This is a genomic window from Streptomyces sp. NPDC025806, from assembly GCF_055558275.1.
The window spans coordinates 505028-529877 of record NZ_JBVHMU010000002.1 but is presented as its reverse complement, the minus strand read 5'-3'; the positions used below and the strand labels follow the sequence as shown (position 1 = coordinate 529877).

At 71.0% G+C, this 24850-nt stretch carries 21 protein-coding genes; 8 read left to right on the top strand and 13 right to left on the bottom strand.

All coding sequences use genetic code 11. The features are described 5' to 3' along the window. The first annotated feature begins 36 nt into the window (after nt 1-36). The 3 genes from ACZ4E1_RS06035 (at nt 37) to ACZ4E1_RS06025 (ending at nt 7003) form a co-directional block, all read left to right on the top strand. Nucleotides 37-1545: a M81 family metallopeptidase gene (locus ACZ4E1_RS06035; RefSeq protein ID WP_467536275.1), complete on the top strand. Its 1509-nt coding sequence runs from the start codon at nt 37-39 to the stop codon at nt 1543-1545. Nucleotides 1546-1607: 62 nt separating this feature from the next. Continuing rightward, nucleotides 1608-4772 carry a GH92 family glycosyl hydrolase gene (locus ACZ4E1_RS06030; protein WP_467536274.1) on the top strand — a complete coding sequence of 1055 codons (3165 nt, stop codon included), beginning with the start codon at nt 1608-1610 and terminating at the stop codon, nt 4770-4772. Nucleotides 4773-4819: 47 nt separating this feature from the next. Further along, entirely contained in the window at nt 4820-7003 is a 2184-nt protein-coding gene (locus ACZ4E1_RS06025; protein WP_467536272.1) for a family 20 glycosylhydrolase, read from the top strand. Between the two features lie 55 nt (nt 7004-7058). On the opposite strand, the gene ACZ4E1_RS06020 is transcribed toward ACZ4E1_RS06025, so the two are convergent. Together ACZ4E1_RS06020 and ACZ4E1_RS06015 are read right to left on the bottom strand one after the other, a co-directional pair. Next, nucleotides 7059-8273, bottom strand: a complete 1215-nt coding sequence (locus ACZ4E1_RS06020; RefSeq protein ID WP_467536271.1) for an MFS transporter — start codon at nt 8271-8273, stop codon at nt 7059-7061. Between the two features lie 233 nt (nt 8274-8506). Continuing rightward, nucleotides 8507-9007 carry a cupin domain-containing protein gene (locus ACZ4E1_RS06015; RefSeq protein WP_467536269.1) on the bottom strand — a complete coding sequence of 167 codons (501 nt, stop codon included), beginning with the start codon at nt 9005-9007 and terminating at the stop codon, nt 8507-8509. Nucleotides 9008-9048: 41 nt separating this feature from the next. On the opposite strand from ACZ4E1_RS06015, the gene ACZ4E1_RS06010 reads away from it, so the two are divergent. Beyond that, nucleotides 9049-10026: a LysR family transcriptional regulator gene (locus ACZ4E1_RS06010; RefSeq protein ID WP_467536268.1), complete on the top strand. Its 978-nt coding sequence runs from the start codon at nt 9049-9051 to the stop codon at nt 10024-10026. 35 nt (nt 10027-10061) lie between these two features. On the opposite strand, the gene ACZ4E1_RS06005 is transcribed toward ACZ4E1_RS06010, so the two are convergent. Together ACZ4E1_RS06005 and ACZ4E1_RS06000 are read right to left on the bottom strand one after the other, a co-directional pair. After that, nucleotides 10062-10745 carry a class I SAM-dependent methyltransferase gene (locus ACZ4E1_RS06005; protein ID WP_467536267.1) on the bottom strand — a complete coding sequence of 228 codons (684 nt, stop codon included), beginning with the start codon at nt 10743-10745 and terminating at the stop codon, nt 10062-10064. 79 nt (nt 10746-10824) lie between these two features. Further along, complete coding sequence (locus ACZ4E1_RS06000) at nt 10825-11730, bottom strand: LysR family transcriptional regulator (protein ID WP_467536266.1); 906 nt, start codon at nt 11728-11730, stop codon at nt 10825-10827. Nucleotides 11731-11874: 144 nt separating this feature from the next. On the opposite strand from ACZ4E1_RS06000, the gene ACZ4E1_RS05995 reads away from it, so the two are divergent. Next, nucleotides 11875-12993 carry a PrpF domain-containing protein gene (locus ACZ4E1_RS05995; protein ID WP_467536264.1) on the top strand — a complete coding sequence of 373 codons (1119 nt, stop codon included), beginning with the start codon at nt 11875-11877 and terminating at the stop codon, nt 12991-12993. Then, entirely contained in the window at nt 12990-14408 is a 1419-nt protein-coding gene (gene dctA, locus ACZ4E1_RS05990; RefSeq protein ID WP_467536262.1) for a C4-dicarboxylate transporter DctA, read from the top strand. The genes ACZ4E1_RS05995 and dctA overlap by 4 nt, the downstream gene beginning before the upstream one ends. Nucleotides 14409-14510: 102 nt before the next feature. Here the strand turns inward: dctA and ACZ4E1_RS05985 are convergent, their stop codons facing one another. The 6 genes from ACZ4E1_RS05985 to ACZ4E1_RS05960 all read right to left on the bottom strand — a co-directional run bounded on the left by ACZ4E1_RS05985 (nt 14511) and on the right by ACZ4E1_RS05960 (nt 20098). After that, a complete protein-coding gene (locus tag ACZ4E1_RS05985) occupies nt 14511-15005 on the bottom strand; it encodes a GyrI-like domain-containing protein (protein ID WP_467536260.1) in 495 nt (164 codons plus the stop codon). A gap of 113 nt (nt 15006-15118) precedes the next feature. Further along, complete coding sequence (locus ACZ4E1_RS05980; RefSeq protein ID WP_467536258.1) at nt 15119-16090, bottom strand: cyclase family protein; 972 nt, start codon at nt 16088-16090, stop codon at nt 15119-15121. A 19-nt stretch (nt 16091-16109) separates the two neighbouring features. Then, nucleotides 16110-16877: an IclR family transcriptional regulator gene (locus ACZ4E1_RS05975; RefSeq protein ID WP_467536256.1), complete on the bottom strand. Its 768-nt coding sequence runs from the start codon at nt 16875-16877 to the stop codon at nt 16110-16112. Between the two features lie 106 nt (nt 16878-16983). After that, nucleotides 16984-17265, bottom strand: coding sequence for a hypothetical protein (locus tag ACZ4E1_RS05970; RefSeq protein ID WP_467536254.1), 282 nt, complete (start codon nt 17263-17265; stop codon nt 16984-16986). Nucleotides 17266-17372: 107 nt separating this feature from the next. Further along, complete coding sequence (locus ACZ4E1_RS05965; protein WP_467536253.1) at nt 17373-18710, bottom strand: TRAP transporter large permease subunit; 1338 nt, start codon at nt 18708-18710, stop codon at nt 17373-17375. Further along, nucleotides 18707-20098, bottom strand: a complete 1392-nt coding sequence (locus ACZ4E1_RS05960; protein ID WP_467536251.1) for an RraA family protein — start codon at nt 20096-20098, stop codon at nt 18707-18709. The genes ACZ4E1_RS05965 and ACZ4E1_RS05960 overlap by 4 nt, the downstream gene beginning before the upstream one ends. 363 nt (nt 20099-20461) lie before the next feature. On the opposite strand from ACZ4E1_RS05960, the gene ACZ4E1_RS05955 reads away from it, so the two are divergent. Further along, nucleotides 20462-20878 carry a PRC-barrel domain containing protein gene (locus ACZ4E1_RS05955; protein WP_467536249.1) on the top strand — a complete coding sequence of 139 codons (417 nt, stop codon included), beginning with the start codon at nt 20462-20464 and terminating at the stop codon, nt 20876-20878. A gap of 225 nt (nt 20879-21103) precedes the next feature. Here ACZ4E1_RS05955 and ACZ4E1_RS05950 read toward each other — a convergent pair whose 3' ends face one another. Together ACZ4E1_RS05950 and ACZ4E1_RS05945 are read right to left on the bottom strand one after the other, a co-directional pair. After that, nucleotides 21104-21271, bottom strand: coding sequence for a hypothetical protein (locus ACZ4E1_RS05950; protein ID WP_467536247.1), 168 nt, complete (start codon nt 21269-21271; stop codon nt 21104-21106). A gap of 201 nt (nt 21272-21472) precedes the next feature. Then, a complete protein-coding gene (locus ACZ4E1_RS05945; protein WP_467536244.1) occupies nt 21473-21643 on the bottom strand; it encodes a hypothetical protein in 171 nt (56 codons plus the stop codon). Between the two features lie 218 nt (nt 21644-21861). Between ACZ4E1_RS05945 and ACZ4E1_RS05940 the strand changes: the two genes are divergently transcribed. Continuing rightward, nucleotides 21862-23490, top strand: coding sequence for a helix-turn-helix domain-containing protein (locus ACZ4E1_RS05940; RefSeq protein ID WP_467536242.1), 1629 nt, complete (start codon nt 21862-21864; stop codon nt 23488-23490). A gap of 154 nt (nt 23491-23644) precedes the next feature. On the opposite strand, the gene ACZ4E1_RS05935 is transcribed toward ACZ4E1_RS05940, so the two are convergent. Then, entirely contained in the window at nt 23645-24550 is a 906-nt protein-coding gene (locus ACZ4E1_RS05935; RefSeq protein ID WP_467536657.1) for an alpha/beta hydrolase, read from the bottom strand. Nucleotides 24551-24850 lie beyond the last annotated feature (300 nt).

Genomic DNA, 24850 nt, shown 5'->3' with positions numbered 1-24850 from the left:
CCCCGGCAACCACCCCTGTCAGCGCACGGAGGAGCCATGCCCGCACCCCGTCCCGTGATCGCCGTCGCCGGTCTGGGCATCGAGTCGTCCACGTTCTCCCCGGCCCGGACCGAGGCCCCCGCCTTCCATCCGCTGTGCGGCGCCGACGTCCTCGACCGCTGTCCGTTCCTGGCGCACGGGCAACCCCTGCGCGCCGCTGCCGACTGGCGTGGCGTCCTGGTCGGCAAGGCCCTTCCCGGCGGAACGGTGACAGCGTCCGCGTACGCCGCCCTGTCCGGCGAACTCATCGACCAGCTCAAGGAGTTGGGACCGGTCGACGGCCTCTGGTTCGACATCCACGGTGCGATGACCGTCGAGGGGCTGGACGACGCCGAGGCGGAACTGCTGGCCCGCATCCGCGAGACCGTCGGCCCGGACGTGCTCGTGTCCACCTCCATGGACCTGCACGGCAACGTCTCCCGCGCTCTGGTCCACCTGACCGACCTGATCACCTGCTACCGCACGGCTCCGCACGAGGACGTGATGGAGACCAAGGAGCGCGCCGCCCGCAACCTCGTCGACCAGCTGACCGGCGGCGGACCTCGTCCGGTGAAGGCGTGGATCCCGGTACCGGTCCTGCTGGCCGGCGAGCAGACGTCGACCCGCGTCGAGCCCGCCAAGAGCGTGTACGCGGCCGTCGCGGAGGTGGAGGCGGCCGAGGGGGTGACGGATGCCGCGGTCTGGGTCGGCTACGCGTGGGCGGACGAGCCGCGCAACCGGGCAGCCGTGGTCGTCACCGGCTCCGACGAAGCCGCCGTCACCGGCGGAGCCGAGCGGCTGGCGCGCGGGTTCTGGGACGCGCGGCACGACTTCGCCTTCGTCGCCCCGACCGGCACCCTCGACGCATGTCTCGACGCGGCACTCGCCTCCACGGCGCGGCCGTACTTCGTCAGCGACACCGGCGACAACCCGACGGCGGGCGGTGCCGGCGACGTCGCCTGGAGCCTGGCCCGCGTACTGGCCCGCCCGGAGTTCCAGGAGTCGTCCGGTCCGACCGTGCTGTACGCCGCACTGCCGGGCCCGGCCGCGGTCGACGCGGCCGTTCGGGCAGGGGTCGGCGCGACGGTCACGGTCACCGCGGGCGCCGAGGTCGACGACCGGCACGCGGGGCCCCTCACCCTGACCGGCGTCGTGCACGCGGTGCGGCACGGAGACCGGGACGCGCAGACAGAGGTGGTGCTGCGGATCGGCAGCGTTCACGTGATCCTGACCCGGCAGCGCAAGCCGTACCACCACGAACACGACTTCACCGACCTCGGGTTGAACCCGCGCACAGCCGATGTCGTCCTCGTCAAGATCGGCTATCTGGAACCGGAGCTCTTCGCCATCGCCGCCGACTGGAAGATGGCGCTCACCCCGGGCGGCGTCGACCAGGACCTCACGCGACTCGGTCACCACCGCATCCACCGGCCGATGTTCCCCTTCGACCCGCGGATGCCCGACCCGGACCTCACCGCCCGGATCATCGCCTCCTCGGACCGTCCGCTCAGCGGGCCCGAGGAGTAAGGGGACACGAAGGTGACAACGATGTCCCGCCCGGTCAGCATTCGATCTCTCAGGGAGAGTCCATGCGATTGCCGAGACCAGTCCGTCTGGTCCGAATTCTGTCCGTCCTGGCCTCCGCGGCTGTCCTGATCAGCGGTACGTCGGCAACAGCCGCGTCACCGAAGGCGGGACCGTCGTTCCCCGAGGATCCGACGGCGTATGTGAACACCTCGATCGGGAACAACGGGGCGGGGACGACGTTCCCGGGGGCGGCGCTTCCCTTCGGGATGGTGCAGAACAGCCCGGACACCCGGCTCAACTCCTATGCCTCGTACGACTACGCCGACTCGGAGATCCTCGGATTCAGCCAGACGCATCTGTCCGGCGTCGGCTGCCAGACCAACGGGAACATCCGCCTGATGCCGGCGCCGGGCGACTTCCCCGGAACGCGGCCCGACCAGCAGGCGGCCGGTTTCCGCCACGCCGACGAGAAGGCCGAGCCCGGCTACTACAAGGTCGGCCTGGACAACGGCGTGACCGCCGAGCTGACGGCGACCGCACGGACCGGGTGGCAGCGCTACACCTTCCCGGCGGACACCGACCGGCGGACCGTGGTCGTCAACGTCGGTTCCAGCAACGGCTACACGTACGCCGGTCAGGTCGACGTCGTCGGCGACGACACGGTCGAGGGCTGGATCACGGGCGGCAACTTCTGCTGGGAGACGGGCAAGGAGCGGTACAAGGTCTTCTTCAGCGCCAAGTTCGACCGGTCCTTCGACACCTTCGGCACCTGGGCCGACGGCGACGGCGTCGCTTCCGGCCGGCGGTCGGCCGCCATCAGCGGTACGTCGTCGGACGGTTCGCGGGCCGACGGCGGCGCGATGGTCGGATTCAGCGGCGGCGGCCAGGTGGGTGCTGCCGTCGGCATCTCCTACACCTCGGTCGACGGCGCCCGGCTCAACCGCCGTACGGAGAGCGCGGATCAGACCTTCGACTCGGTGCGGGCCGCCGCGCACCGGACGTGGGCGCGCCAGCTCGACCGGCTGCAGGTCGCCGGCGGCAGCGAAGCCGACCGGCGCACCTTCTACTCCGCGCTGTACCGCGCGACGCTCCATCCGTCGGTCGGATCCGACGTCGACGGGCGTTACATGGGCTTCGACAAGGAAGTGCACCGCAGCGACCGGCCGTACTACCAGATGCTCTCGCTGTGGGACACGTACCGGACGCAGAACCAGCTCGTCGCGCTGCTCGAACCGCGCCGCGCGACCGACATCGCGACGTCGCTGCTGCGCGTCTACCAGGACGGCGGCTGGCTGCCGCGCTGGGCGCTCGGTGCGAGCGAGACCAACGTGATGAGCGGGGAGGGCCCGACCCCGTTCATCACCTCCCTGTACGCCCGTGGGCTGCTCGACAAGCCCACCGCGGGCGCCCTGTTCGACGCGCTGTGGAAGAACGTCACCCAGGTGCCGTCGGACCAGTCGGTGTTCCGCGGCCGTGACGGCAACCCGACCTACACGCAGAACGGCTGGATCGGCTATCAGGACAAGGGCGGCTACACCTGGGGCGACTCCCGTCAGGCCGGGTCGGCGACGCTGGAGTACGCGCTGGCCGACTGCGGTCTTGCCGACATGGCCGCCGGGCTCGGTGAGACGGCGAAGGCGAAGACGCTGCGGGACCGCTGCGGAAACTTCGCCAACGAGTGGGACTTCGGCGTGAGTTCGAAGAGTTTCGACGGCTTCCCGCGCGCCCGCACACCTCAGGGCACCTGGGTCGGAAGCTCCGATCCGACGCAGAGCACCGGCTTCCACGAGGGCACGGCGTGGCAGTACCAGTGGCTGGCGCAACAGGACGCGCCAGGCCTGTTCGCGCTGATGGGCGGCAAGGCCAAGGCGCAGCAGCGTCTCGACACCTTCTTCGACATGCCGGAACTGCTGCGCGACCACACGGGCGTGGCGAAGAAGTCGTGGGTCGTCGGCGCGTACGACTACCACAACAACTTCGCGTTCAACCCGAACAACGAGCCCGATCTGCACGCTCCTTGGATGTACGCGTGGACGGATCAGCCCTGGAAGACCTCCGCGGTGCTGCGGGCCGCGCAGCCGCTGTTCACGGACGACGCCTACGGCATGCCCGGCAACGACGACCTCGGCACGCTCTCGTCCTGGTCGATCTGGTCGATGATCGGCGTCTACGAGGTGATGCCGGGCTCCGCCGAGTACGTGCTCACCGCGCCGATGTTCGACCGGGTGCGGATCCAGCCGGACGGCGGCCGGCCCGTCGACATCGTCGCGCCGGGTGCGGACCGGTCGAAGCTGCAGTACGTGTCGTCGGTGCGGGTCGGCGACCGGGACTGGACGAAGTCCTGGATCAAGCACGCTGATCTGCTGAACGCGGGTACCGTCCGGTTCGCTCTGACCTCCGATCCGTCGAGCACCGACTGGGGCCGGGGAAGCGGCGCTCAGCCGCCGCGGCACGGCACGGTGGACACCGGCGTGCGGCCGCACTCCTCGCTGCCCGCCGCCAGTCCGGCGCTCCTCACACCGGGCGCGAGCCTCAAGGCCGGTGTGGGTGCGGCCAATCTCACCGGCTCCCGGGCCGAGGTCGCCTTCACCACCGACGCGTCCGACGGCATCACCGTGACTCCGTCCTCGGGCCGGCTGACCGTCGACGCCGGCGGCCGGGCCGCCACCGAGGTGACGGTCACCGCGGGCGACTCCGCCCAGCCCGGCCCGCGCACCGTGAAGGTCACGATGACCGACGCGTCGTCCGGTGAGCCGCTGGGCAGTACGTTCCTCTCGCTGAAGGTCACCTCGCTGTCGTACGGCAAGCCGGCCACGCAGAAGAGCACCGCCTGGGGCGGTGTCGCGGCACGGGCCGTCGACGGAAACACCGACGGCAACTACACCGTCGGCTCGGTCACCCACACCGCCGAGGACGGTTCCGCGGAGCCCTGGTGGCAGGTCGACCTCGGGGCCTCGAAAGCCCTCTCCGACGTCACGGTGTGGAACCGCACCGACTGCTGCTCGGAGCGCCTGACCGACTACTACGTCCTCGTCTCCGACACCCCGTTCACCGGCGACTCGCTCGCCGAGGCACTGGCCCAGCCCGGGGTGACCGCCGTCCACCGCACGGACACCGCCGCCACGCCGACCGAGGTCCCGGTGCGGGCCTCGGGACGCTATGTCCGCATCCAGCTCGCCACCACCGCTCCCCTGTCGCTCGCCGAGGTCGAGGTGAACCCGTCATGACACAGAACTCCGGAAGACAGCCCGGTCCCCGGTCGAAAGGGCGCCGCGTGACCGGGTCACGGCGCGCGTCGGCGACCACGGCGGCGCTGGCTCTGTGCGCCGGACTGCTGACGGCGCTGGGCGGTTCGCCGGCGAACGCCGACGGCGGCGGGCCGGTGATGACCGACCCGGGATTCGAGTCCGGCACCTTCGACGGCGGGCAGTACTACCATGCCTCGCTCGTCGCTCCGGGCGCCTCGGGGTCGGGGCACGCGGCGCAGGTCGGACTCGGGTACGACGGGGACAGCCGCTACCCGCGGGGCGGCAACCTGCCGGTGCGCGGCACAGGTGTCTCGCGCGGCATGGTCAACAAGCCGATCCGGCACGTCGAACCCAACACGGTCTACGAGTTCACCGCCAAGGTCCGGGCCGCGGGCGGCGCGTCGGTGCGGGTCGGTGTCTTCGACGCCGAGAGCGTCGCGTACTACCGCGGCGCCGCAGACTACGTGGACGTCACCGGCACGGCCTGGACCACGGTGACGCGCACCGTCACCACAGGGCCGCGCACGAGAGAGCTCAACGCGTTCTGCTTCCTGAACGAGCTGGGCAGCGGCTCGGGGCCCGGCTACTGCGACGACTTCACGATCCGCGAGGTCGGCCCGGCGGCCGACCCGACACCCGCACCCGGAGGTGACACCCGGTCGCTGGGAGCCAACGGGTTCCCGGTCACCGTCCCGGCGGTGCAGTCGTTCGCGCGTCGCGAAGGCGGGTCGTGGCGGCCACAAGGTGACCTCACGGTCTCCGTGCGCCGTGGGCAGGCCGCCGCGCTGCGCGGTGACGCCGAGCGGATCGCCGACGAGTTCGTCGAGGCCGACCTGGTACGGACAGCCACGGTGCGGGTGGTGGACGATCACGCGTCCGTGCCACAGGGAATCCTGCTGTCCACGGGAGCAGTGGACCTGTCCGCCGCTCCGGCCAAGGCACGGGCCCTGGAATCCCAGGCCTACCGCCTGGACATCGACGAGGACGCCGTCGTGGTCACCGGAGGGTCCGGCACGGGGACGTACTACGGCGCTCAGACCGTGCTGCAGGCCCTGCGGTCGGCCGGGCGGCTGCCCGGCGGCGTGGTGACGGACTGGACGGACCAGGCCTTCCGCGGGCTTCAGGTCGACTCCGGGCGGCGCTCCTACTCGATCAGCTGGCTGAAGAACCAGATCAAGGATCTGGCCTACACCAAGATGAACTACCTGCAACTGCGGGTGAAGGACGACCAGGGCCTGCGGGTGGAGAGCGCGGTGGCACCCGAACTGGTCGACCGGTTGCCGGCGGGCGGGTCGTGGACCAAGGCCGAGATCGCCGACCTCGTCGCGTTCGCCCGCCGGTACCACGTCACCGTCGTCCCGGAGATCGACGTACCCGGGCACAGCAGTCTCGACCTTCAGGTGTATCCGCAGTACGCGCTGCCGGGGAACACGGGGTACGACTACTCCCGTGCCGATGTGCGGGAGCGTCTGGCGCGGTGGGTCCGGGAGATCGGGGCGACGTTCGACGCGCCGTACGTGCATCTCGGCGGTGACGAGTTCTTCGACGCGGACAACCCCCGCCTGCTGTCCTGGGTCCGCGGCATCGCCGGGCCGGAGGCCACCGGGGAGGACGGGTACAAGGCGCTGTTCAACTACCTGTCGGGCGAACTCGCCAAGGACCATCGTGGTACCTGGATGTGGAACGACATGATCAGCGACCCGGCCGGCGGCGCCGTCCGCCTGAGCCGCGACATCACGATCGACTACTGGGCGGAGATCTACGACGCGCCGGCCGCGAACGCCTATCTCGACGCGGGCTTCACCCTGATCGGCTCGTCGTCCGACCTGTACCACGACCTGTGGCCGCCACTGACGGCCGGCAACAAGAACAACACCATCAACCAGCCCTGGCCGGCCGACCAGTGGACGACGTACGGCAGCCCGTACGTGTACTCCGGCGGCTGGGGCGCCCCTTACAGCGTGCCCGCCGAGAGCAAGAGTGCCGGGCAGTTCTTCCCGATCTGGGACGACCCGCACGGCTGGGCCCCCGAGTACGTCCTCACCCAGACACTGCTGCCCCGCCTGCGGGTCCACGCCCAGTCGGTGTGGAACTCGCCCGACCCGGTGCGCGACTTCGCGTCCTTCGACCCGTACCTGCGCAAGCTCGGTCACGCACCTGGCTTCCGACAGCCGGTCGACTCACTCGAGTTGAACCCTCCGCAGCACTGACCCGTCCCGGGGTTCCCCGATCATGGGGAACCCCGGCACAGGTTCCGGCCCCTGGTCATCCCGCCGCTTCCGCGGCGACGCTCGGCTGCGGCCGGGTCCGCGCGCCCCAGCGGGCAAGAGAGGGGCCGGCGGCACCCACCACGGCGAAGAACAACGCCAGCAGGAGCCAGCCCGCCGTGCCGAGGCCCAGCACGACCGTGGTGAGGATCGCGGGGGCCAGGGCCTGGCCCGCGTTGAAGCCCAGACCGAAGACACCCTGGTACTGGCCCTGGGCATGGTCGGGGGCCAGCCCGAAACCGAGAGCGAAGGCAGCCGAGGACTCCCAGACCTCGCCCAGGCTGTGAATGAAGATCGCCGCCAGGACCAGTCCTGCTGCCGCCCAGACAGGGGCGTACGCCGCCAGCGCCATCATCGGGCAGCTGACGAGGAAGAGCAGGCCCGCGGTGCGAAACGCCCTGCCGCCGTCGTCGAGGGTCTCGATACGGGAGCCGATCCTGGTCTGCATCAGGATGCAGAAGCCGGAGTTGACCGCGAACAGTGCGGCCACCGTCCACCGTGGCGTCGCGGTGTGCTCGGAGATCCAGATCGGCAGGAGCAGGGAGACCACCGGGTACTGCAGTCCCATGGCCCCGTAGAGGGCGGTGAACGTCAGGAAGGGACGGTCGGCGAAGGCGAGCCAGCGCCGCTGCCGCGGGGGCGTCTCCAGCACCGGATAGCGGGGCAGCAGAAGGAGAAGCGCCGCGCACAGGGCGAAGCTCGACGCGTTGCCGAGAATCAGCGTGACGTAGGCGGCGCGGGTGTCCGCGGCCAGCGCCAGTCCGGCGCCCACCGTTCCCAGGACGACGCCCAGGTTGACGAAGGTGCGCAGCTTCGCCCGGAACCGGGCCGGCCGCTCACCTCCGACCCGCACCACCAGAGCACCCCACGCCGCGCCGCCGACCGCCGCGGCGATCTGGTCGACCGTCGCGATGACCGTGAGCGCGGCCCAGCTCTCGACGAGGACGAGGGCCGCCATCGACACCGCCTGGACCGCGAGGGCCGTCATCATGATCGTGCGTGCGCCGCGCCGGTCGGCGAGATGGCCTCCGGGTATCCCCGCGCCCAGACCGATCAGTCCGGCGATGGTGAGCGCGGCGCCGACCTGCGCCGCGGGCAGGCCCACGATCAAGGTGAAATAGAGCGCTGACGCCGCGTTGAACAGACCGTTGCCGACCCGGTTGACGAAACTGGCGGCGACCAGCACGCGCTCCGGCCGGGTGTCCCCCGCCATCCGCCCTATTCGACCTGCAACCCCACCCTTGATCATGTGTCGCAGGCTAACAGCGCCGCGGGACCCGCCTCAGGCGTACGAAGATCGCGTGCCCTGAGCGCCGCACCGGCGTGAGATCCTCTCGATCATGTTCGAGAGCGAGCGCGACCAGCGGGCGACAGCAGGCGTCGAGGCCCATGTGCGCGACTTCTGGGAACAGCCCGGCAGGGGGAAGGGCAAGGCGGAAGGGCAGGTCAGACGAAGAAGCTGTCATGGCGGACGAAGAACTCCGCGTGCTCCTGCTCGCTGAGCCCTGCCAGCTCGGTGACGCCCTCGAAGTAGTCCTCTCGGGGTGCGCCGGGTGCGAAGAGCATGAGCATGGAGGCGGGTTCGCCGGACTCGTTGCGGAAGGCGTGCAGGCCACCGACCGGTACGTACAGGTAGTCGCCGGAGGTCGCGTCGACCCAGCGACTGCCGTCGAACAGCCGCATGGTGCCGGACAGGATGAAGAACGACTCCGACATCGCCCTGTGGAAGTGCGTGCTCGGTCCGCTCGCCTCCGGCCCCATGTCCACCCGGTACAGGCCGTACTCGCCGTTGGTCGAGAGCGTCGTCGACAGGTAGTGGAACGCGGTGCCCTGCGAGACCAAGGGGTCGGCGGGCTTCGCGACGAAGTCAGGCGCGGTGCTCGCGGGCCGGAAACCGGCACTGACCTCGCCGTGTTCACCGAAGTAGCGCGGGTCGGGGTAGGACATGGGATTCCTTTCGGGTGCGTGGCGCCTCCGCTTCGCCGGACGTGATCAGCTTCGCCACCGCCGCGACCTGGAACAACACCGATCCGCTCAAGTACCGTGCAGTGCGGCTAAGCAATCGGGGGGCGGAGAGCGTGGAGCGGCAGGAACTGGAGGCCTTCCTGACACTGGCCGAGGAACTGCACTTCGGGCGCACGGCCCACCGCCTGGGGCTGTCGGCAGGACGGATCAGCCAGGTCATCAAGACAGTCGAACGCCGGGTCGGAGTGCCGCTGTTCGAACGCACCAGCCGTCGCGTGACCCTCACCCCGGTCGGCGAACGCCTCCGCGACGACCTCCTGCCCGCGCGCCGGATCATCGACGAGGCACTCGCCCGCGCGGTCGCCGCGGGGCGCGGCATCACCGGCTCCCTGCGGATCGGCTACTCCAGTTCGATGGCAGCCAACCTGCTGCTCAAAACCATGGAGACGTTCCGCACAGCCCATCCGGACTGCGACGTGTCCATCCAGGAGATCCAGCTCTCCGATCCCTACGGACCGCTGCGCAGCGAGCAGGTGCACCTCCAGGTCACCGAACTACCCCTGGACGAACCGGATCTGGACGCCGGACCCGTGCTCTACACCTCCGCGCGGGCCCTCCTGGTCTCCAGCTCCCACCCCCTGGCCCGACGCGAGACGGTCTCACTCGAATACCTCGCCCAGGAAACGCTGTTGACCATCGGCGGCACGGTCCCCCGGCACTGGCTCGACCACAACTTCCCCCGCCGCACCCCCTCCGGCCGCCCGATCCCCCAGGGCCACGCGGCGATCTCGTGGCAGGAGATCCCCTTCCTCGTGGCCGCAGGCCAGGGCGTCTCCCTCGCCTGCACCGAAGCCGAGCCCCACTACTCCACACCCGGCGTCACCTGGCTCCCGATCCAGGAATCACTCCCCTGCCACTTCGCCGCCATCTGGCCCAGACACGGCATGACCAGCCGTGTACGAGCCTTCCTGGAGACCCTCCACAACACGGCGCCGGCCTGACTCCAGACACGTGCCCCGGGCCAGGTCGGAGGGGATCAGCGCAGTCGTCGCGCGCGCAGCACCAGGTCGTCCGTGTGGTGCGCGCCGGCACCGCCGTCGGGTGCGACGCGTGGCCGCTGCTCGTCGACCTCCACCTTCCAGTCGTCGGTGAACCGGGCGGCGACCATCGACGGCCAGACGTAGTCGGCGGGGTCGAAGCCGCTGTCGTCGTGGGCCTGCTGGGTGTCCATCCCCGCATGGTGCACGAGCAGCAGTACGCCGCCGGGGGCGACGGCCGCGAGGAGCGCTCGCTCGGCCGCGGCGTCGGGGGTGCGCAGCAGGGCGGGATACTGCGCGGAGACGAGGTCGAAGGAGGCGGGCGGGAGCGCTGCTTCCGTCAGCGCGGCGTGTACCCAGTGCACGGTGACGTCCGCGTCCCGCGCGTGCCCGGCGGCCCGTTCCAGCGCCACGCCCGAGACCTCGAGCGCCGTCACGTCCCAGCCGCCGCGCGCGAGCCAGACCGCGTCCGCGCCTTCGCCGCAGCCGACGTCGAGCACCCGCCCGGGCGTGAGCCCGGCGACCTCGGCCACGAGCGCACCGTTGGGCTGACCGCTCCACAGCTGGTGCCGGTCGGCGTACCGGTTGTCCCACTCCTCCCGCACCGCGGGGTCGCCGAGGTATCCGTCGCCGGGCAGGGAAGGGTCGGACGCGGGCGATCCCGCTGTGATGTCGTGGGTCATGGATCCAAGGTCGCCCATCGTGGTCCGGCGACGCCACTCTTGTTGCCGCTCCGGCAAAACGGCGGCGCGTGGTGCGGTCTCAGGGGGTTCGGGCCGCGGCGGCGTCGCGGAGGAGCGCGGCGAAGGTCAGGGCGGCGGGGGTGAGCGCGTGGTCGGCCATGCGCACCAGGAGGATGCGGCGGACGGGGGCCGGCGCCTTGAGGGGCAGGACGACGACGCCGGGCCGGATGCCCTCCAGGGCCAGGGTGGGGGCGAGGGCGACGCCGATGCCGGCGGCGACCATGGCCTGGGCTTCCTGGTAGTCGTGCGCCTCGTAGGCGATGTGGGGCTCGAAGCCGACGGCGCGGCAGCCGCGGACGAGCGCCTCGGCCACCGGGTGATGTTCGGCGCGGGTGATCCAGGTGTCGTCGGCGAAGTCGGCGAGTGAGGCGGTGGCACGGCCGGCGAGCGGATGGTGGTCGCTGACGAGCAGGGCCGGCGGGTCGTCGAGGAGCGGGGTGACGACGATGTCCTCGCGGTCGAGGCGGTTCCAGTCGTAGTCCCACATGAGCGACATCTCGACCTCCCGGTTCTCCAGCATCGCCCAGAGTCCGGCGATACGGGCGCTGCGGACGGTCAGCCGTACGTCGGGATGGGCGTCCCGGAAGGCGATCACGGCCTGCGGGAGGAGCGAGGCGCCGACGGTGGGGAAGGTGCCGATGCGCAGGGTGCCCGCGCGCAGGCCTGCGAAGTCGGCGAGCTCGTTCTCGGCGGCCCTCAGTTCGCGTTCGATCCGTTCCCCTCGTTCGGCCAGCGCCCGTCCGGCGTCGGTGACCGTGACGCCCCGGGCGTGGCGTTCGAGGAGGGGCTGTCCCGCCTCCGCTTCCAGGCGGCTGATCTGCTGCGACACCGCTGACGGCGTGTAGTTGAGGGCGCGGGCCGTCGCTGTCACCGAGCCGCGCCGGGCGACCTCGGTGAACAGCAGGATGCGTCGGACGTCCAGCATGCGCCCCCTCCAGCGTTCACTTCAGCTTAATAGCCATGCAGATTTCCGAGATTGTACTTCACGCTCCCGTATCCCACCTTGGAGGTCACCACGCACGGCGGAACCGCCGGCGGGCTTCCCTTTCCTGTCTGTGAGGAGTCGGTTGTGCTGCGTCTGCAGGGCGAGATGATCCGCGGAGGTACCAGCAAGTGCTGGATCTTCGACCACGGCGACGTGGTCGCCACGGGCGTGGAGGTCGATGCCCTGCTGCTCGCCGCCTTCAACGCCGCCGACCCCCGTCAGATCGACGGGGTGGGCGGCGCCTCCTCCACCACCTCCAAGGCCGCTGTCGTGCAGGCGTCGACCCGGGCCGGCGTGGATGTCGAGTACGCCTTCGCACAGGTCGGCATCGGCGACGAGCGCGTGGAGTGGGCCAGCAACTGCGGCAACTGCGCCACCGCCGTGGCCTTGTACGCGATCCACCACCAGCTCGTGCCGATCACCGCGGACACCACCACGGTCCGCATGCTCAACATCAACACCGGGGCCCGCCTCACCGGCACGATCCCCACGCCCGCGGGCACGGCCCCGGAGGAGGGCACGGCCGTGGTGCCGGGTACCTCGGCACCGGGCGTGCCGGTCCTGCTCGGGTTTCAGGATCCGGCGGGCTCGACGACCGGCCGCGCTCTGCCGACCGGACGACCGCTGGACGAGCTGACCGGCCCGCACGGCCCCGTCGAGGCATCCCTGGTGGACGCCGGCGCGCCGGCCGCCCTGTTCGAGGCCAAGGCGTTCGGCCTCGACGGCACGGAATCCGTCACCGCGTTCGACGCCGCGGTGCCCGCGCTGACCCTGCTGCGCCGCCAGGCAGCGCTCGCCATGGGCCTGGCCCGCGAAGGCGATCCGGTCAGCCACGCGGTGCCGAAGGTGGGCATCGTCGCCCGCCCAGCCCCCTACCTCACCACCCAGGGCATACTCGTCGAACAGGACGAGTACGACCTGGCCGTGCGCATGGTCTCCATGCACGCCCCGCACCCGGCGATCGGCCTGACCTCCGCCGTGGCCCTGGCCACCGCCGCCGCCACCCCCGGCACCCTCGCCCACCGCGTCGCCCGGCAGACCGCCGACGGCACGCTGCGCCTGGGCACCCCCGCCGGCGTGATCGCCACCCGAGCCGTCCCCGCGCCGGACAGCGCGTCCCCCACGGTGCTCCTGCACCGCGCCGCCCGGCGTATCGCCCGAGCCGAACTCCTCGTTCCCGTCCTGGAAGGACGCCCCGCATGAGCCGCAGCGACGCCGCGCCGGGTACCGTCACCCCACCACCGGGCCGCATCCGCCGGATGCTCTCCCACCTCTACGTCCAGTGTCTGATCGGCGTCCTCCTCGGCGCCGCCGTCGGCTGGCTGTGGCCGTCCGTCGGCGCCGATCTCAAGCCGTTGGGCGACGGCTTCATCGCGCTGGTGAAGATGTTCATCGCGCCGATCATCTTCTGCACGGTCGTCCACGGCATCGCCTCCATGGGCAACGCCCGCGCGGTCGGCCGGGTGAGCCTGAAGGCGCTGGTCTACTTCGAGGTGCTGACCACGGTGGCCATGGTGATCGGCCTGGTCGTCGTCAACGTCGTCAAGCCGGGCACCGGTCTGCACATCGACCTCTCCACCCTGTCCGCCGAGGGCCTCCCGCCGGAGGCGACCACGGCCCCGGAGGGCTTCGCCGATTTCCTCCTCACCGTCATTCCGGCCACCCTGGTCAGCGCCCTGACCGGCAACGAGATCCTGCCGGTGCTGCTGGTGTCGGTACTGTTCGGCTTCGGCCTGCATGCCAGCGGAGAGGCCGGCCTGAGCATCGCCCGGGGCATCGAGAAATTCTCCACGGTCCTGTTCACGCTCATCCGCTGGACCATGCGGCTCGCCCCCGTCGGCGCGTTCGGCTCGATGGCCTTCACCATCGGCAACTACGGCCTGGGCACCCTGCGCCACCTGGCCCTGCTGGTCGGCTCGTTCTGGCTGACCGCCCTCTTCTTCGTCCTGGTCGTCCTCGGGTCGGTGATGCGGCTGAACGGACTGCGGCTGCTGCCCTTCCTTCGCTACATCAAGGAAGAGCTCCTGATCGTCCTGGGCACCTCCTCCACCGAGCCGGTCCTGCCGCGCATGATGGCCAAGCTCCAGCACGTGGGCGCTTCGAAGCCGGTCGTCGGCATCACGCTGCCGGCCGGGTACTCCTTCAACCTCGACGGCACCGCCATCTACCTGACCATGGGCTCGGTCTTCCTCGCCCAGGCTCTCGGCATCGACCTCAGCCTCACCCAGCAGCTGACCATGCTCGCCGTCATGCTGCTCACCTCCAAGGGCGCCGCAGGTGTCACCGGCTCCGGCTTCATCGCCCTGGCCGCCACCCTCAGCGCCGTACCGCACGTCCCCGTCGCCGCCCTCGCGCTGATCTTCGGCGTCGACCGGTTCATGTCCGAAGCCCGCGCCCTGACCAGCCTGGTCGGCAACGGCGTCGCCACCCTGGCCATCGCCCGCTGGGAGGGCGAACTCGACGAGGACCGCGCCAAGGCCGTCCTGCGCGGAGACATCCCCTACTCCCCCGCCGCCGCTCCCTCCGCGGTGGCGACCGAGCCCGATCCGACGTATGCGGCGCCCGCGCCCGAGGCGAGGCCCGGACGAACCCGCGACCCGGTCCACGCCGCGAGCTGACAGCGCGTGGGCGGGCCGGCCCGGAGCGTCTGCTCCGGGCCGGCCCGCCTGTCTGTCTGTCTGTCTGTCTGTCTGGCGCAAGGAGCCGTGATCCGGGGACGGTCAGTCCACCACCGGCCAGTTGAGCTCGGTCCGCAGGTCGCGCGGGTCCATGTCCGGGGAGGGCTGCGTCACGTAGGTCTCCCATCGGTCCGGCCCACCGGAGAGTCCCTGCGCCGACATCCAGTCGTGCAGCCGCGCCCAGGAGGACGGGAGCCCGTCGAACGCCCCGCGGTGGATCAGCCGCGCGACCCTGCCTCCGGGCAACGCACCGACCACCACACCCGCCTCCGGCCGCACGGCCCGGTCCGTGACGAACCCGACCTCCAGGTCCAGCTTCTCCCCCGGCGTCCCGCGGTAGAGACCGAAGGCGGGGCTCGACACGGCGATCTGCTGCGCCTGCAGGGTCCGGGCCAGGGCACCGAAGGAGGCGTCGAAGAAGTCCCGCAGTTCGGCCATCCGGACGACACCGCGCACGACCGCGGTCGTCGCCGGGACCAGCTGCACCAGTTCCGGCTCCGAGGCCCCGGCCGCGCTGTCGGACGCGTGACTGCTCATATCGTTCCCTCCACGTTGCAGGGTTGCTCAGGACGGCAGACCGTACGTGCGCCGAGAACTCATCGTGGCTCACCGGACCGACAGGCGCTGTCCCTGACGTGCCGGAGGTGTGCTCAGCGCAGGGCGGTGGCGTTGGCCGGTGAGCCGACTCCTCCGGTCAGGTTGAGCGGCTTGACGGTCAGCAGGCTGTCCCAGTGTCCGGTGGTGCGGCTGTCCTCGACGAGGGCGGTGAGGTTCCACAACTCGCCGAGCGGAAGGCCCAGTTTCGCGATGAGCTCCTGGTGCATCATGCCGCCGTCCTCGGGGGCGCTGGCGTGGAAGTCGCTGTCGGGCAGGACCGGGAGGGTCTCCACGGCGAAGGTGTCGGTGGCCATGAGAGCGACGCGCTGGTCCCAGCACCAGGCGACGAAGTCCCGCTTCTGCGCGAACCCGGTGGCGCGCCGCGCCTCCCGGGCCTCCGCCCGTTGCGGCGGGGTGGCGGTGAGATACCAGTGGGCCCAGCCGGTGTGAACCATGAGGAGATCGCCGGGTTCGACGGCGCAGCCTTGGGCGGCGAGCGCCTCGTCGAGGAGGTCGGCGGTGAGCGCGGGGCCGTCCCGGTGGTCCAGCGGGGTGCCGCGTTCGCGGAGCAGGCCGTCGATGTCGATGAGGAGCCCGCGGCCGGCGAGGGGTTGCTCGGCCCAGAGCTGGACGCCGAGCCGGGGGCTGCCGGGTGCGATCTCGTCGTCGGGCACACCGTTGTAGAACCCGTGTCCGGAGGCGCGGCGGTGGCGCAGTCCGTCGACCTGGGTGGTGGCCTGGAGATGGAAGTGGTCCAGGTGGTCGTCGCGGGCCTGGTCGTGCTTGGCGGTGATGTGGTGTTCGGGGATTCCGCGGGCCTTGGACATGGGCGGGTCGAAGGCGTCGAGCGCGTAGTCCAGGTTGAAGGCGAGTCCACGGGTGACGCAGTCGGCGGCACGGCGCACTTGGTGCGGGCCGGCGAGGCCGGCCATGCCGCGGTCGGGGTGGTCGGTGAACAGGTGCCAGCTGGAGCCCGCAGGGGCGTCGGTGCGCTCGGTGAGCTGCTGGTAGGTGGGCAGGGGCATGGGGTGGTGTGGCCTTCTGTCAGGGGCAGCGCGCGGCGATCTCGGCCGCGGCACGGCGGACTTCGCCGATGAGTCGCGCGTGGTCGGCTTCGGTGAGCTCGCTGCCGGTGCCGGTGATGCTGAGGGCCCCCATCACGTCGTCGCCGCGGTGGACGGGGGCGCTGACGGCGGTGACGTCGAGGACCCGTTCACTGACCGACAGCGCGTAGCCGTCCTTGCGGACCTGGCGCAGGTCCGCGGCCAGGTCCTCGGCCGTGACGCGTTCGCCCGAGATGCGGGTGAAGGGGGTGACCTGCTCGATGAGGTCGTGCTGTTCGGTGTCGGGGAGCCAGGCGGCGAGCGCCTTGCCGGCTCCCAGGTGGAGGGGGAGCTTCTCGCCGATGGGGAGTTGGTAGCGCAGCGGGTTGCGGCTCTGGACGCGGGCGATGAGTACGCGGGACAGGCCGACCCGGACGTAGAGGCTGGCGGCCTGTCCCACGGTGGCGGCGAGTTCCTGGAGGACGGGGAGGGCGACCTGGCTGAGGCGGTTGTTGATGAGGAAGGCGTGTGCGGTGGCCACGGAGGCCGGTCCGGCCACGTAGCCGGTGTCCTCCTTGGCCGCGTAGCCCCGGTCGATGAGCACGTTGAGGATGCGCTGGGTGGTGGCGACGTGCAGGTCCGCGCGGCGGGCGACCTCGCTCAGGCGCAGGGGTTGGCGGGTGTCCTCCAGGACGCCGATCACGTCGAAGGCCCGGTCGAGGGATCTCATCGCGGAGGCGGGGGCGCCGGAGGCTGCGGAGGGGGCCATGGGAACTCCTGGATGGTCTGCTCGACGGCGTGGGTCCGATAAGACTTATCACTCTACGAGCAGATGAGTGGGTCGCACGGCTCCATCCAGAAGGCCGGTCGTCCGTCTAGCGGGCGGGTCCCGCGGTGGTGCCGACGGCGGGCTCGGTCAGGGCCGTGCCGGCCTCGGCGCTCTCATCGGCCGGCCGGTAGGACAGGAGGAACGAGAGGATGCCGCTGATGCTCGCGGCGATGCAGGTGGGCGGCTGGAGTGCGCTCTCGACCTGGCCGACCCAGTGGGCGTCGCCCAGGGCGATGCCCGCGGCCTGGCCGAGGACGATGAGGACGCCTCCGACGAGGAAGACGACGATGCTGAGGCGGAAGAGAGGCTGCAGCAGGCGGGAAGCCATGGCGTTGCCTTTCGCTGGTGCGGGGACGGTGTGCGGGGACGGCGTGCGGGGACGGTGGGGACGGCTCTCGACGGCGGACGGCGGGGAGTTGGGCGGACAGCAGGGAGTCATACGGGCAGAACGCCGGTGGCGACTCCGGCGCCGATGAACAGGATGGGCAGGCAGTAGTAGGCGACCAGGGGCAGGAAGGTGCGGGACGGGTCCACGCCGGCGATGCCGCTGGCCACGTAGATCGGCGCTCCTGACGGGGGTGAGGCGCCCTCGGTCGAGGCGAAGATGAGGACGGCGACGCACGCGGTGGCGGGTGGTACGCCGGCGCCGACCAGGGACGTGACGGCGACGGGTCCGATCGCGGCCATCGTGGCGCTGGCGGTGAGCGGGATGGCGACGCCGACGACGAGGACACCCACGATGAGGGCCATCGCCCACAGCGGGGCGTCGATGCCGGCCAGCAGCTCGGTCAGCTGCTGCGGCAGGCCCAGCTCCCCCAGCACGTTGGAGGCGGAGAAGGCCGCCACGATGGTCACGCCGATCACCCCGAACTGCGGGGCGGCGCCTCCCAGCACCTGCCACCACGCGCGGCTCGTACGCGGCAGATGGCGCCGGCCGAGGAGGAGGACGGTGGCGATCAGGAGGACGGGGATCCAGGTGATCAGGCTGATGGCGTCCGACATCTTCGTGCCGACCCACTCGGTCATGGCGCCACCGGTGGGTCCGCGCGTGAGCATGAGCGGCACGAGGATCGCGGCGAACAGGAAAAGGCTGGTCCAGCCGGCCCGGAAGCTGGCGCGCAGCGGCAGGAGGTCGGTGCGGTCCATGGGCTGGATCCGGTGGCGGCGCACCATGACGAAGGCGGCGGCCATCCGGTAGCCCAGGCACCACAGGCCGCCCAGGAACAGGGGCAGGACGATGTCGTCCGTGGTGGCCAGGGAGGCCACACCGGCGGTGCCCATGAGGATGAACATGGTGGAGCTGAAGGGGAAGGTCACCCCCATGCCCGCGCCTCCGGCGGCCACGGTGGCGGCAAGTTCACCGCTGACCTTCGAGCGCTTCATCCAGGGGATGGTCACCGAGCCGACCGCGGCGGTGACGGCCGCGCCGACGTGGGCGATGGCCCCGAAGATCCCGGCGGCGAGGGTGGAGGTGTAGACGGGGCCGCCGCGCAGCCGCCCGAGCAGGGAGTTGAGGATGCCCAGGAGCTGGTCGAGGACGGGGGTACGAGCGAGCAGGTAGCTCATGAACACGAACGCAAGGGCGGCGAACGTGACCTCTTCCTGCATCGCCTCGGCGAATCCGGCCCACATGGCGTGGCCGATGTCCCCGCCCGCGAACAGGCCGGTGACGAGGAAACCGACGATGAGAGCCTCGCCGATGTTCCGCTTGAGGACGGCGTTCCACACGATGATGGCCGCTATGTAGCAGCCCAGCGCCCAGACAGCGGTCACGACGCACCTCCTGGCATGACGGCAGCGGCAGCGCGGATGTCGGCGCGCCGTCGGGCTTCGTCGGCCTCCACCTCGCGGGCCCGGGCGAGCACGTCCGCCGCGCGGGCGGCGGGGACGACGGCGACGCCGTCACCGTCCGCGACGATCAGATCGCCGGGCTGGCAGACGACCCCGCCGACGGCGACCGGGACACCGACGCGTCCAGGACCGAACTTGTAGGGACCGGCCGGGGTGACCGCCCGGGCCCACACCGGGAAGCCCATCTCGGCGAGGACCTCGACGTCGCGGGCGGCGCCGTCGAGCACCATGCCGACCACACCCCGGGCCCGGGCCCGCTCGGCGATCAGTTCGCCGATCAGCGCGCGGGACACGTCGCCCTCACCGTTGACGACCATGACGTCACCGGGTTCCGCGGTCTTGAGCGCCTGGTGAAGGGCCTGATTGTCACCGGCTCGCGTCCACACCGTCAATGCGCGTCCCACCACTCGGGCGCCCGGCCACAGGGCCCGGATCCCGGAGTCGAGCAGCCCCAGCCGCTCGGTCGCGTCCCCGATGTTCGCGGTGGCCACGCCCTGGTAGGCGGCCACGAGCTCGGGCGTGACCCGGCCACTGTCCCGCAGGCCCTCGGTCCGCGCGGCCAGGAAGTGGAGCCGGCTGATCTCCCGCGCCAGGCCGGTGTCCAGGCCGAGGTCCGCCACGAGTTCGGACGCGGCGGCGATCTCCCTGCCTCGGCGCTCCCCGTGCTTGAGGGTGCCCTGGTAGAGGCGTTCCAGGGTGCTCTCGCCGTCGGCGAGCTCCCTGGCGATCTGCTCGCGGACCCACATCTCGTCGCCGGCCGCCCGGCCCGCGTCCACCGCTTCCACGATGACCGCGGCGAGGCCCTTCATGAACAAGCTGCGCAGCAGCTTGCGCGCGGAGGCGGCGCCCGGTTCGGACCCCAGGTCCTCCACCGGGGCGCCGAGCGACCCGAAGTAGTCCGCGATGACAGAGGCTCCGCGCCCGCTGGCCACCAGAGTGGTGCGGTGGCGGTACTTCGGAACCGAGCCGATCACCGACACGTCCGCGAACACCGCGGCCGAGGCCCCGGCGACGATCTCGGCGATCTGCCGCTTCAACTCCGGCGCGCCCGCGTTCATGTCCGCGTACACCGTCGTCGCGCCGAGGTGCGGGGCGGCATCCTCCGCGACGGCTCGCGCGGCCTTGGCTCCCGTGAGACCGAGGACCAGGTCGCTGCCCCGGACGGCGTCGGCGACCGTCGCCGCCCGGGTCGTGCCCGCCGGGGTCGGCACGTCACCCGGATCGAATCCGGCCACCTCCCAGCCGTGCTCCGCGAACCCCGCCGCATACAGCGCTCCGGCCTCGCCCAAGCCCAGAATTCCGACCTTCATACCCACGCCTTTCTCATAGAGTGAGAGGTTTTCTCACAAGGTGCGGGCAGATGTTGCTCTGGCGTGACGCACACGTCAAGAGTCCGGAAATGATCGATCAAAATCAGCCGCGCAGGAGTGCGGGCTGCGCCTCCGGCGGCTTCGGGTGCGCGCCACCCCTGCCGAGCGGCAGTCATCGCGCTCGACCTTGGCGGCGGCGTGGTGACGGCGCCCCCCTCCGCGCCATCGTCGGCAACGCCGGCCGGCGGCGAGCGTGGTGGTTCATCCGCTCGCGGCAGGGAACCCGAGCCGCGAGCGCATATCTGGACGGACCGTAAAAAACGGAGCGATCGTCCGCGAACCACGATCTGCGGAGGATGAGTCATGGGCGAGAACATCTGGAACTACCCGTCCGCCGCCGGCTACACCCCGGACACCGATCTGACCGGGTACAAGGTCGAGGCGACGGACGGCAGCATCGGCAAGGTCGACAAGCACTCCCAGGACGTCGGAGGCCAGTACATCGTCGTCGACACCGGCGTGTGGATCTTCGGCAAGGAGGTCATGCTGCCCGCCGGCACGATCACGAACATCGACGCGGACGCGAAGACCATCAGCGTCGGGCGCAGCAAGGAGCAGATCAAGGCCGCCCCCGAGTTCGACAAGAACAAGCACCTCGGCGACACCGAGTACCACGAGGAGCTCGGCACCCACTACAGCAGCGGTGCGGGCAGCGGCATCACGACGCCCACGCCTCCCGGCACCCCCGGAACCCTCAGCGAGACCTCCCACCGGGCCTAGGCCACGAATCCAAAGTTCGCGCTGGACGCAACGTGTAACGCCGAGTGCCCCTCCCCCTCACGCGGAGGGGCAGGGGCACTCAACGTGTCCTCCTACTCGGCAGATACCGTGAACGCCCCCTCTGGAGTCAGGGACACTCCGGCCGGGTGGGTGCCGGGCGAGGGAAGGAGCTGCGCCTGGGTCGCCACCGCAAGTACCCCAAGGCGTGCTGCTGCTCAGTTGTTGTCACCGATACACGACGAGGTAGGAGTAGAGCACGCTCACGGGGAGGCAGCGGTAGCCGCGTGCGTAGCCGTAGGCCACGTACAGCTGGCCGTAGACCGGGCACTGCCAGGAGTACATGCCCCCGATGTTGATGTACTCCGTGGTTCGGTACTGCGGCGTACCTTGCATCGTTGCGGTGGTCGCGTGCGAAACGGGAGTCGATGCCTGCACGGACGAGGATGTCGGCGCGGCTTCGGCGACGCCGCCGAAGCCCAGCGCCATCGCCGTCACGAGCGCTGAAGCGCCGGCCGCCCTGCCGAATCTCCGTTTCATCGGATCTCCTCTGATCTCGAGACGTGGTGGTGCGATGAGCGGAACTGTCGCGATGGCCTACCAGGTGGGCCCGGAGTGCGGGCGCTCCTCCGCACGGCGGCGGGCCTCCTCCTCCGCGAACCTCGCCTGGCGCTCGGCCTCCTGCTTGGCCTGGAATTCCGCGTACTCCTGCTCGGAGCGCCTGCGCGCTTCCTCGAGAATGCGCAGCTCGTCGTCGCTCAGCGGCATGACGTCGCCCTCTCTGTCGTGGTGGCCTGTCGCCCCCGTTGCCTTGAGCTTTCGCTGAGGGGAGGTTGTTGCGCAGCCCGGCTCCGGCGACGAAACAATCCCGCCCCGACCGCGACGCCCGACGCGAAACCCTCTTGTCGGCTGAGCACCGCACCTGGTTGGGTGCGAGATCAGCAGGTCAGGGCCGGACGGTGTCGCTACGCGAGACGGGGCGGGGCATGGGGCGTCACGAGAAACCGCTCGATCCGAGGCAGGGCCCAGTGGCCCGGCTGGCCTGTGACCTGCGGCGGCTGCGTCGGGAGGCGGGCGGGCCCACGTACGCGGCCATGGTTCGCCGTGCCGGGTACTCGGTGGCGACACTGTCTCGGGCGGCTGCGGGCGAGCAGTTTCCCTCTCTGCCCGTGGTGCGGGCCTACGCGACGGCGTGCGGCGCCGACCCCGAGGAGTGGGAGGAACGTTGGTACGCCGTATCCCAGGAACTGACGGCTCGTGAGCAGGCCGACGATGCGCCGTCCCCGTATCGAGGTCTGGCACGGTTCGAACCCGGTGACGAAGACCTCTTCTTCGGCAGGGACGCGCTGGGCGCCGAGCTGCTGGACCTGACGAGGGAGCACCGTGTGGTCGCCCTCCTCGGTCCTTCGGGGAGTGGCAAGTCCTCTCTGCTGCGGGCGGGGCTGATTCCCCGGCTGCAGCGAGCGGTCCGGTCAGATGAGCACGGCGCGGCGGCCCGTCCGGCGGCCATTCGGGTCCTGGCCCCCGGGGCGCACCCGCTCGACCGTTACCGGTCCGCGCTCGTCCCCGCGACGGGTGACGGGGAGACCTGGGTCGTCATCGACCAGTTCGAGGAACTCTTCACGCTGTGTCCCCATCCGGCCGAGCGGGAAGAGTTCGTCGCGGCGCTTCTCGCTGCCCGGGACCCGGGCAGCTGCCTTCGTGTCGTCCTGGGGATCCGCACCGACTTCGCCAGGCGCTGCCACCAGTACTCCGGGCTCGCCGAGGTGCTGCGAGGCGCGAGCCTGACCGTGACCCGTATGAGCACGGCCGAACTCCGCGAGACCGTCGTCGGACCAGCACGCGCGCACAACCTGGTCGTCGAGCGCGCGCTGACGGCCCGGCTCATCGCCGACGTCACGGAGAGCGGGTCCGCGTTGCCCCTGCTGTCCCATGCCCTCCTGGAGACCTGGAAGCGGCGGAACGGGCGGACGCTCACCCTTGATTCCTACGAACGGGCCGGAGGTCTCCAGGGAGCCATCGCGCAGAGCGCCGAGGGAGTGTACGCCCGGTTCGACGCCACCCGGGCGGACATCGCACGACGGATCCTGCTGCGGCTGATCGCCCCGGGAACCGACGACACGCCCGACACACGCCGCTCCACGACACGGGCGGAGCTAGAAGCCCTCTCCGGCGCCCCGGGAGCGGACGGTGTCCTGGACGCGCTGGCCCGAGCCGGGCTGATCACACTCGACGGGGCCGGCGTCTACCTGACCCACGAGGCACTCATCAACGCCTGGCCCCGGCTGGACCACTGGATCGAACAGAGCCGCGAGAAGCTCCACTTCCAGCGTTGGCTGACCGAAGCCGCCGACGCGTGGGAGGCGATCGGACGGGAGCGGGGCGTGCGGATCTCCCCGATCCGCCTGGCGCAGCTCGCCGCACACGCCTCAGACGCCGAGCGGGATGACATCACCCCTCTCGAAGCGGACTTCCTCGCCGCCGGCATGGCCACACACCGCCGTACGCTCCGGAACCGCCTTGCGACCCGGGCCATGGGATCCCTTCTGGTGGCCACAATCCTGCTGACCGCCGCCATGGCGCGAAGACAGCGGAGACTGCTCCGCGGACACTAGAGGGCACCCGTACCCCTGAGGAACAATCTCGGTGGCCGATGCCGGGCCGGTGGTGGTGCCGGCCACCGGTGCGGTGGACGAGCTGGTCCCAGGCGAGCGCGCTCCGGCCGCCCCCGATCGCCGGAGTCGGAACACCGTTCGAGCACCACCCCCTCTACGTCGCGAGCGTGTCCAGGACGTCCGCCACCGGGGTGGGATCCAGCGGGCCGATGTGTGACGCGTGGGGGAAGTCGTGCACGCGGAAGCGGTTGCCGGGGGTGGATGCGTCGGCTTCCGCGATCATTCGGTCCTGGAGCGCGGTGGCGATCGTACGGTCCCTGCCGAAGCGCAGGTACGTGCGGGGAACGCGTCCCCACCGGTCGGGTCGGCCGACCGCGCGGCCCGCGTAGGCGGCGACGGGCTCGTCGGTCTGCATGCCCGCCAGGATCCGGCGGAAGTCGGCGTCGGGGTGGTCCGCGCAGATCATCTCCTTCAGGAGGGCCAGCTCACCGCTGACGCCCGTACGGAAGTTCAGCCGCAGGACCCCGAGCCGGTCCGGGTCGCCGACCGTCAGTTCCACCGGGCTGACGGCGTTCGCGTTCTCGGGCGCCGCCGTGCAGGCGTCCGCCGTGGGCAGGTCGCGGCTGGGGCAGAAGGCCGCCATGTAGCAGATGTGGTGCAGCAGGTGCGGGACGGCGTCGGCGACACTGCTGACCGAGACGCCACCCAGGCTGTGCCCGACCAGCACCACCGGGCCGTTGCGTGCGGCCTGTCGCACGATGCCCGTGACGCGCGCCTCGTAGTCGTCCAGCCCGAGCCCCTTGAGCGGGGAGGGCTCCACCGCCATGGCGGTGAGGTCCTGCCGCTGGTACGACTCCGCCACGAAGGCCTCCGCGCCGTGGTGCGGTTGGTCCACCATGACGACGCGGTGGCCGCGCAGCGCCAGTTCCCGCGCCATCGGCATCCAGAACGCGCCGGCGCTGTGGGTCCCGTGCACCAGTACGTACGTTCCGACCCTGCGACGCGGGGCCGCCGCGGCCGGCGAGCCTTGCAGCACGGTGGCCGACGCCATGCCGCCCATGGCCAGTCCCAGCCCCCGCAGAGCCGTTCGCCGGGTGGCGCCTTTTCGTTCTTCGTTCGTGTCATCCCTCATGAACACCACGCTAGGAACGGCCCGTTCGGCCCACCAGCGGCCCAGCACCCCCACAGAGGTGGACCCAGAACCACCCTGTGACGGGTGTCGAACCCTCCGACCCGCGTCGCCATGGCTGGTTCCTGCTTTGCCATTTCTGTTCCGTGATCAGGCCGAGGCTGCCAGGATGCCTGCACGCTTTCGTTCTCAGCGCGGCCCGGGCTCCCGAGCCGTGCCGCCTGGTCGGAA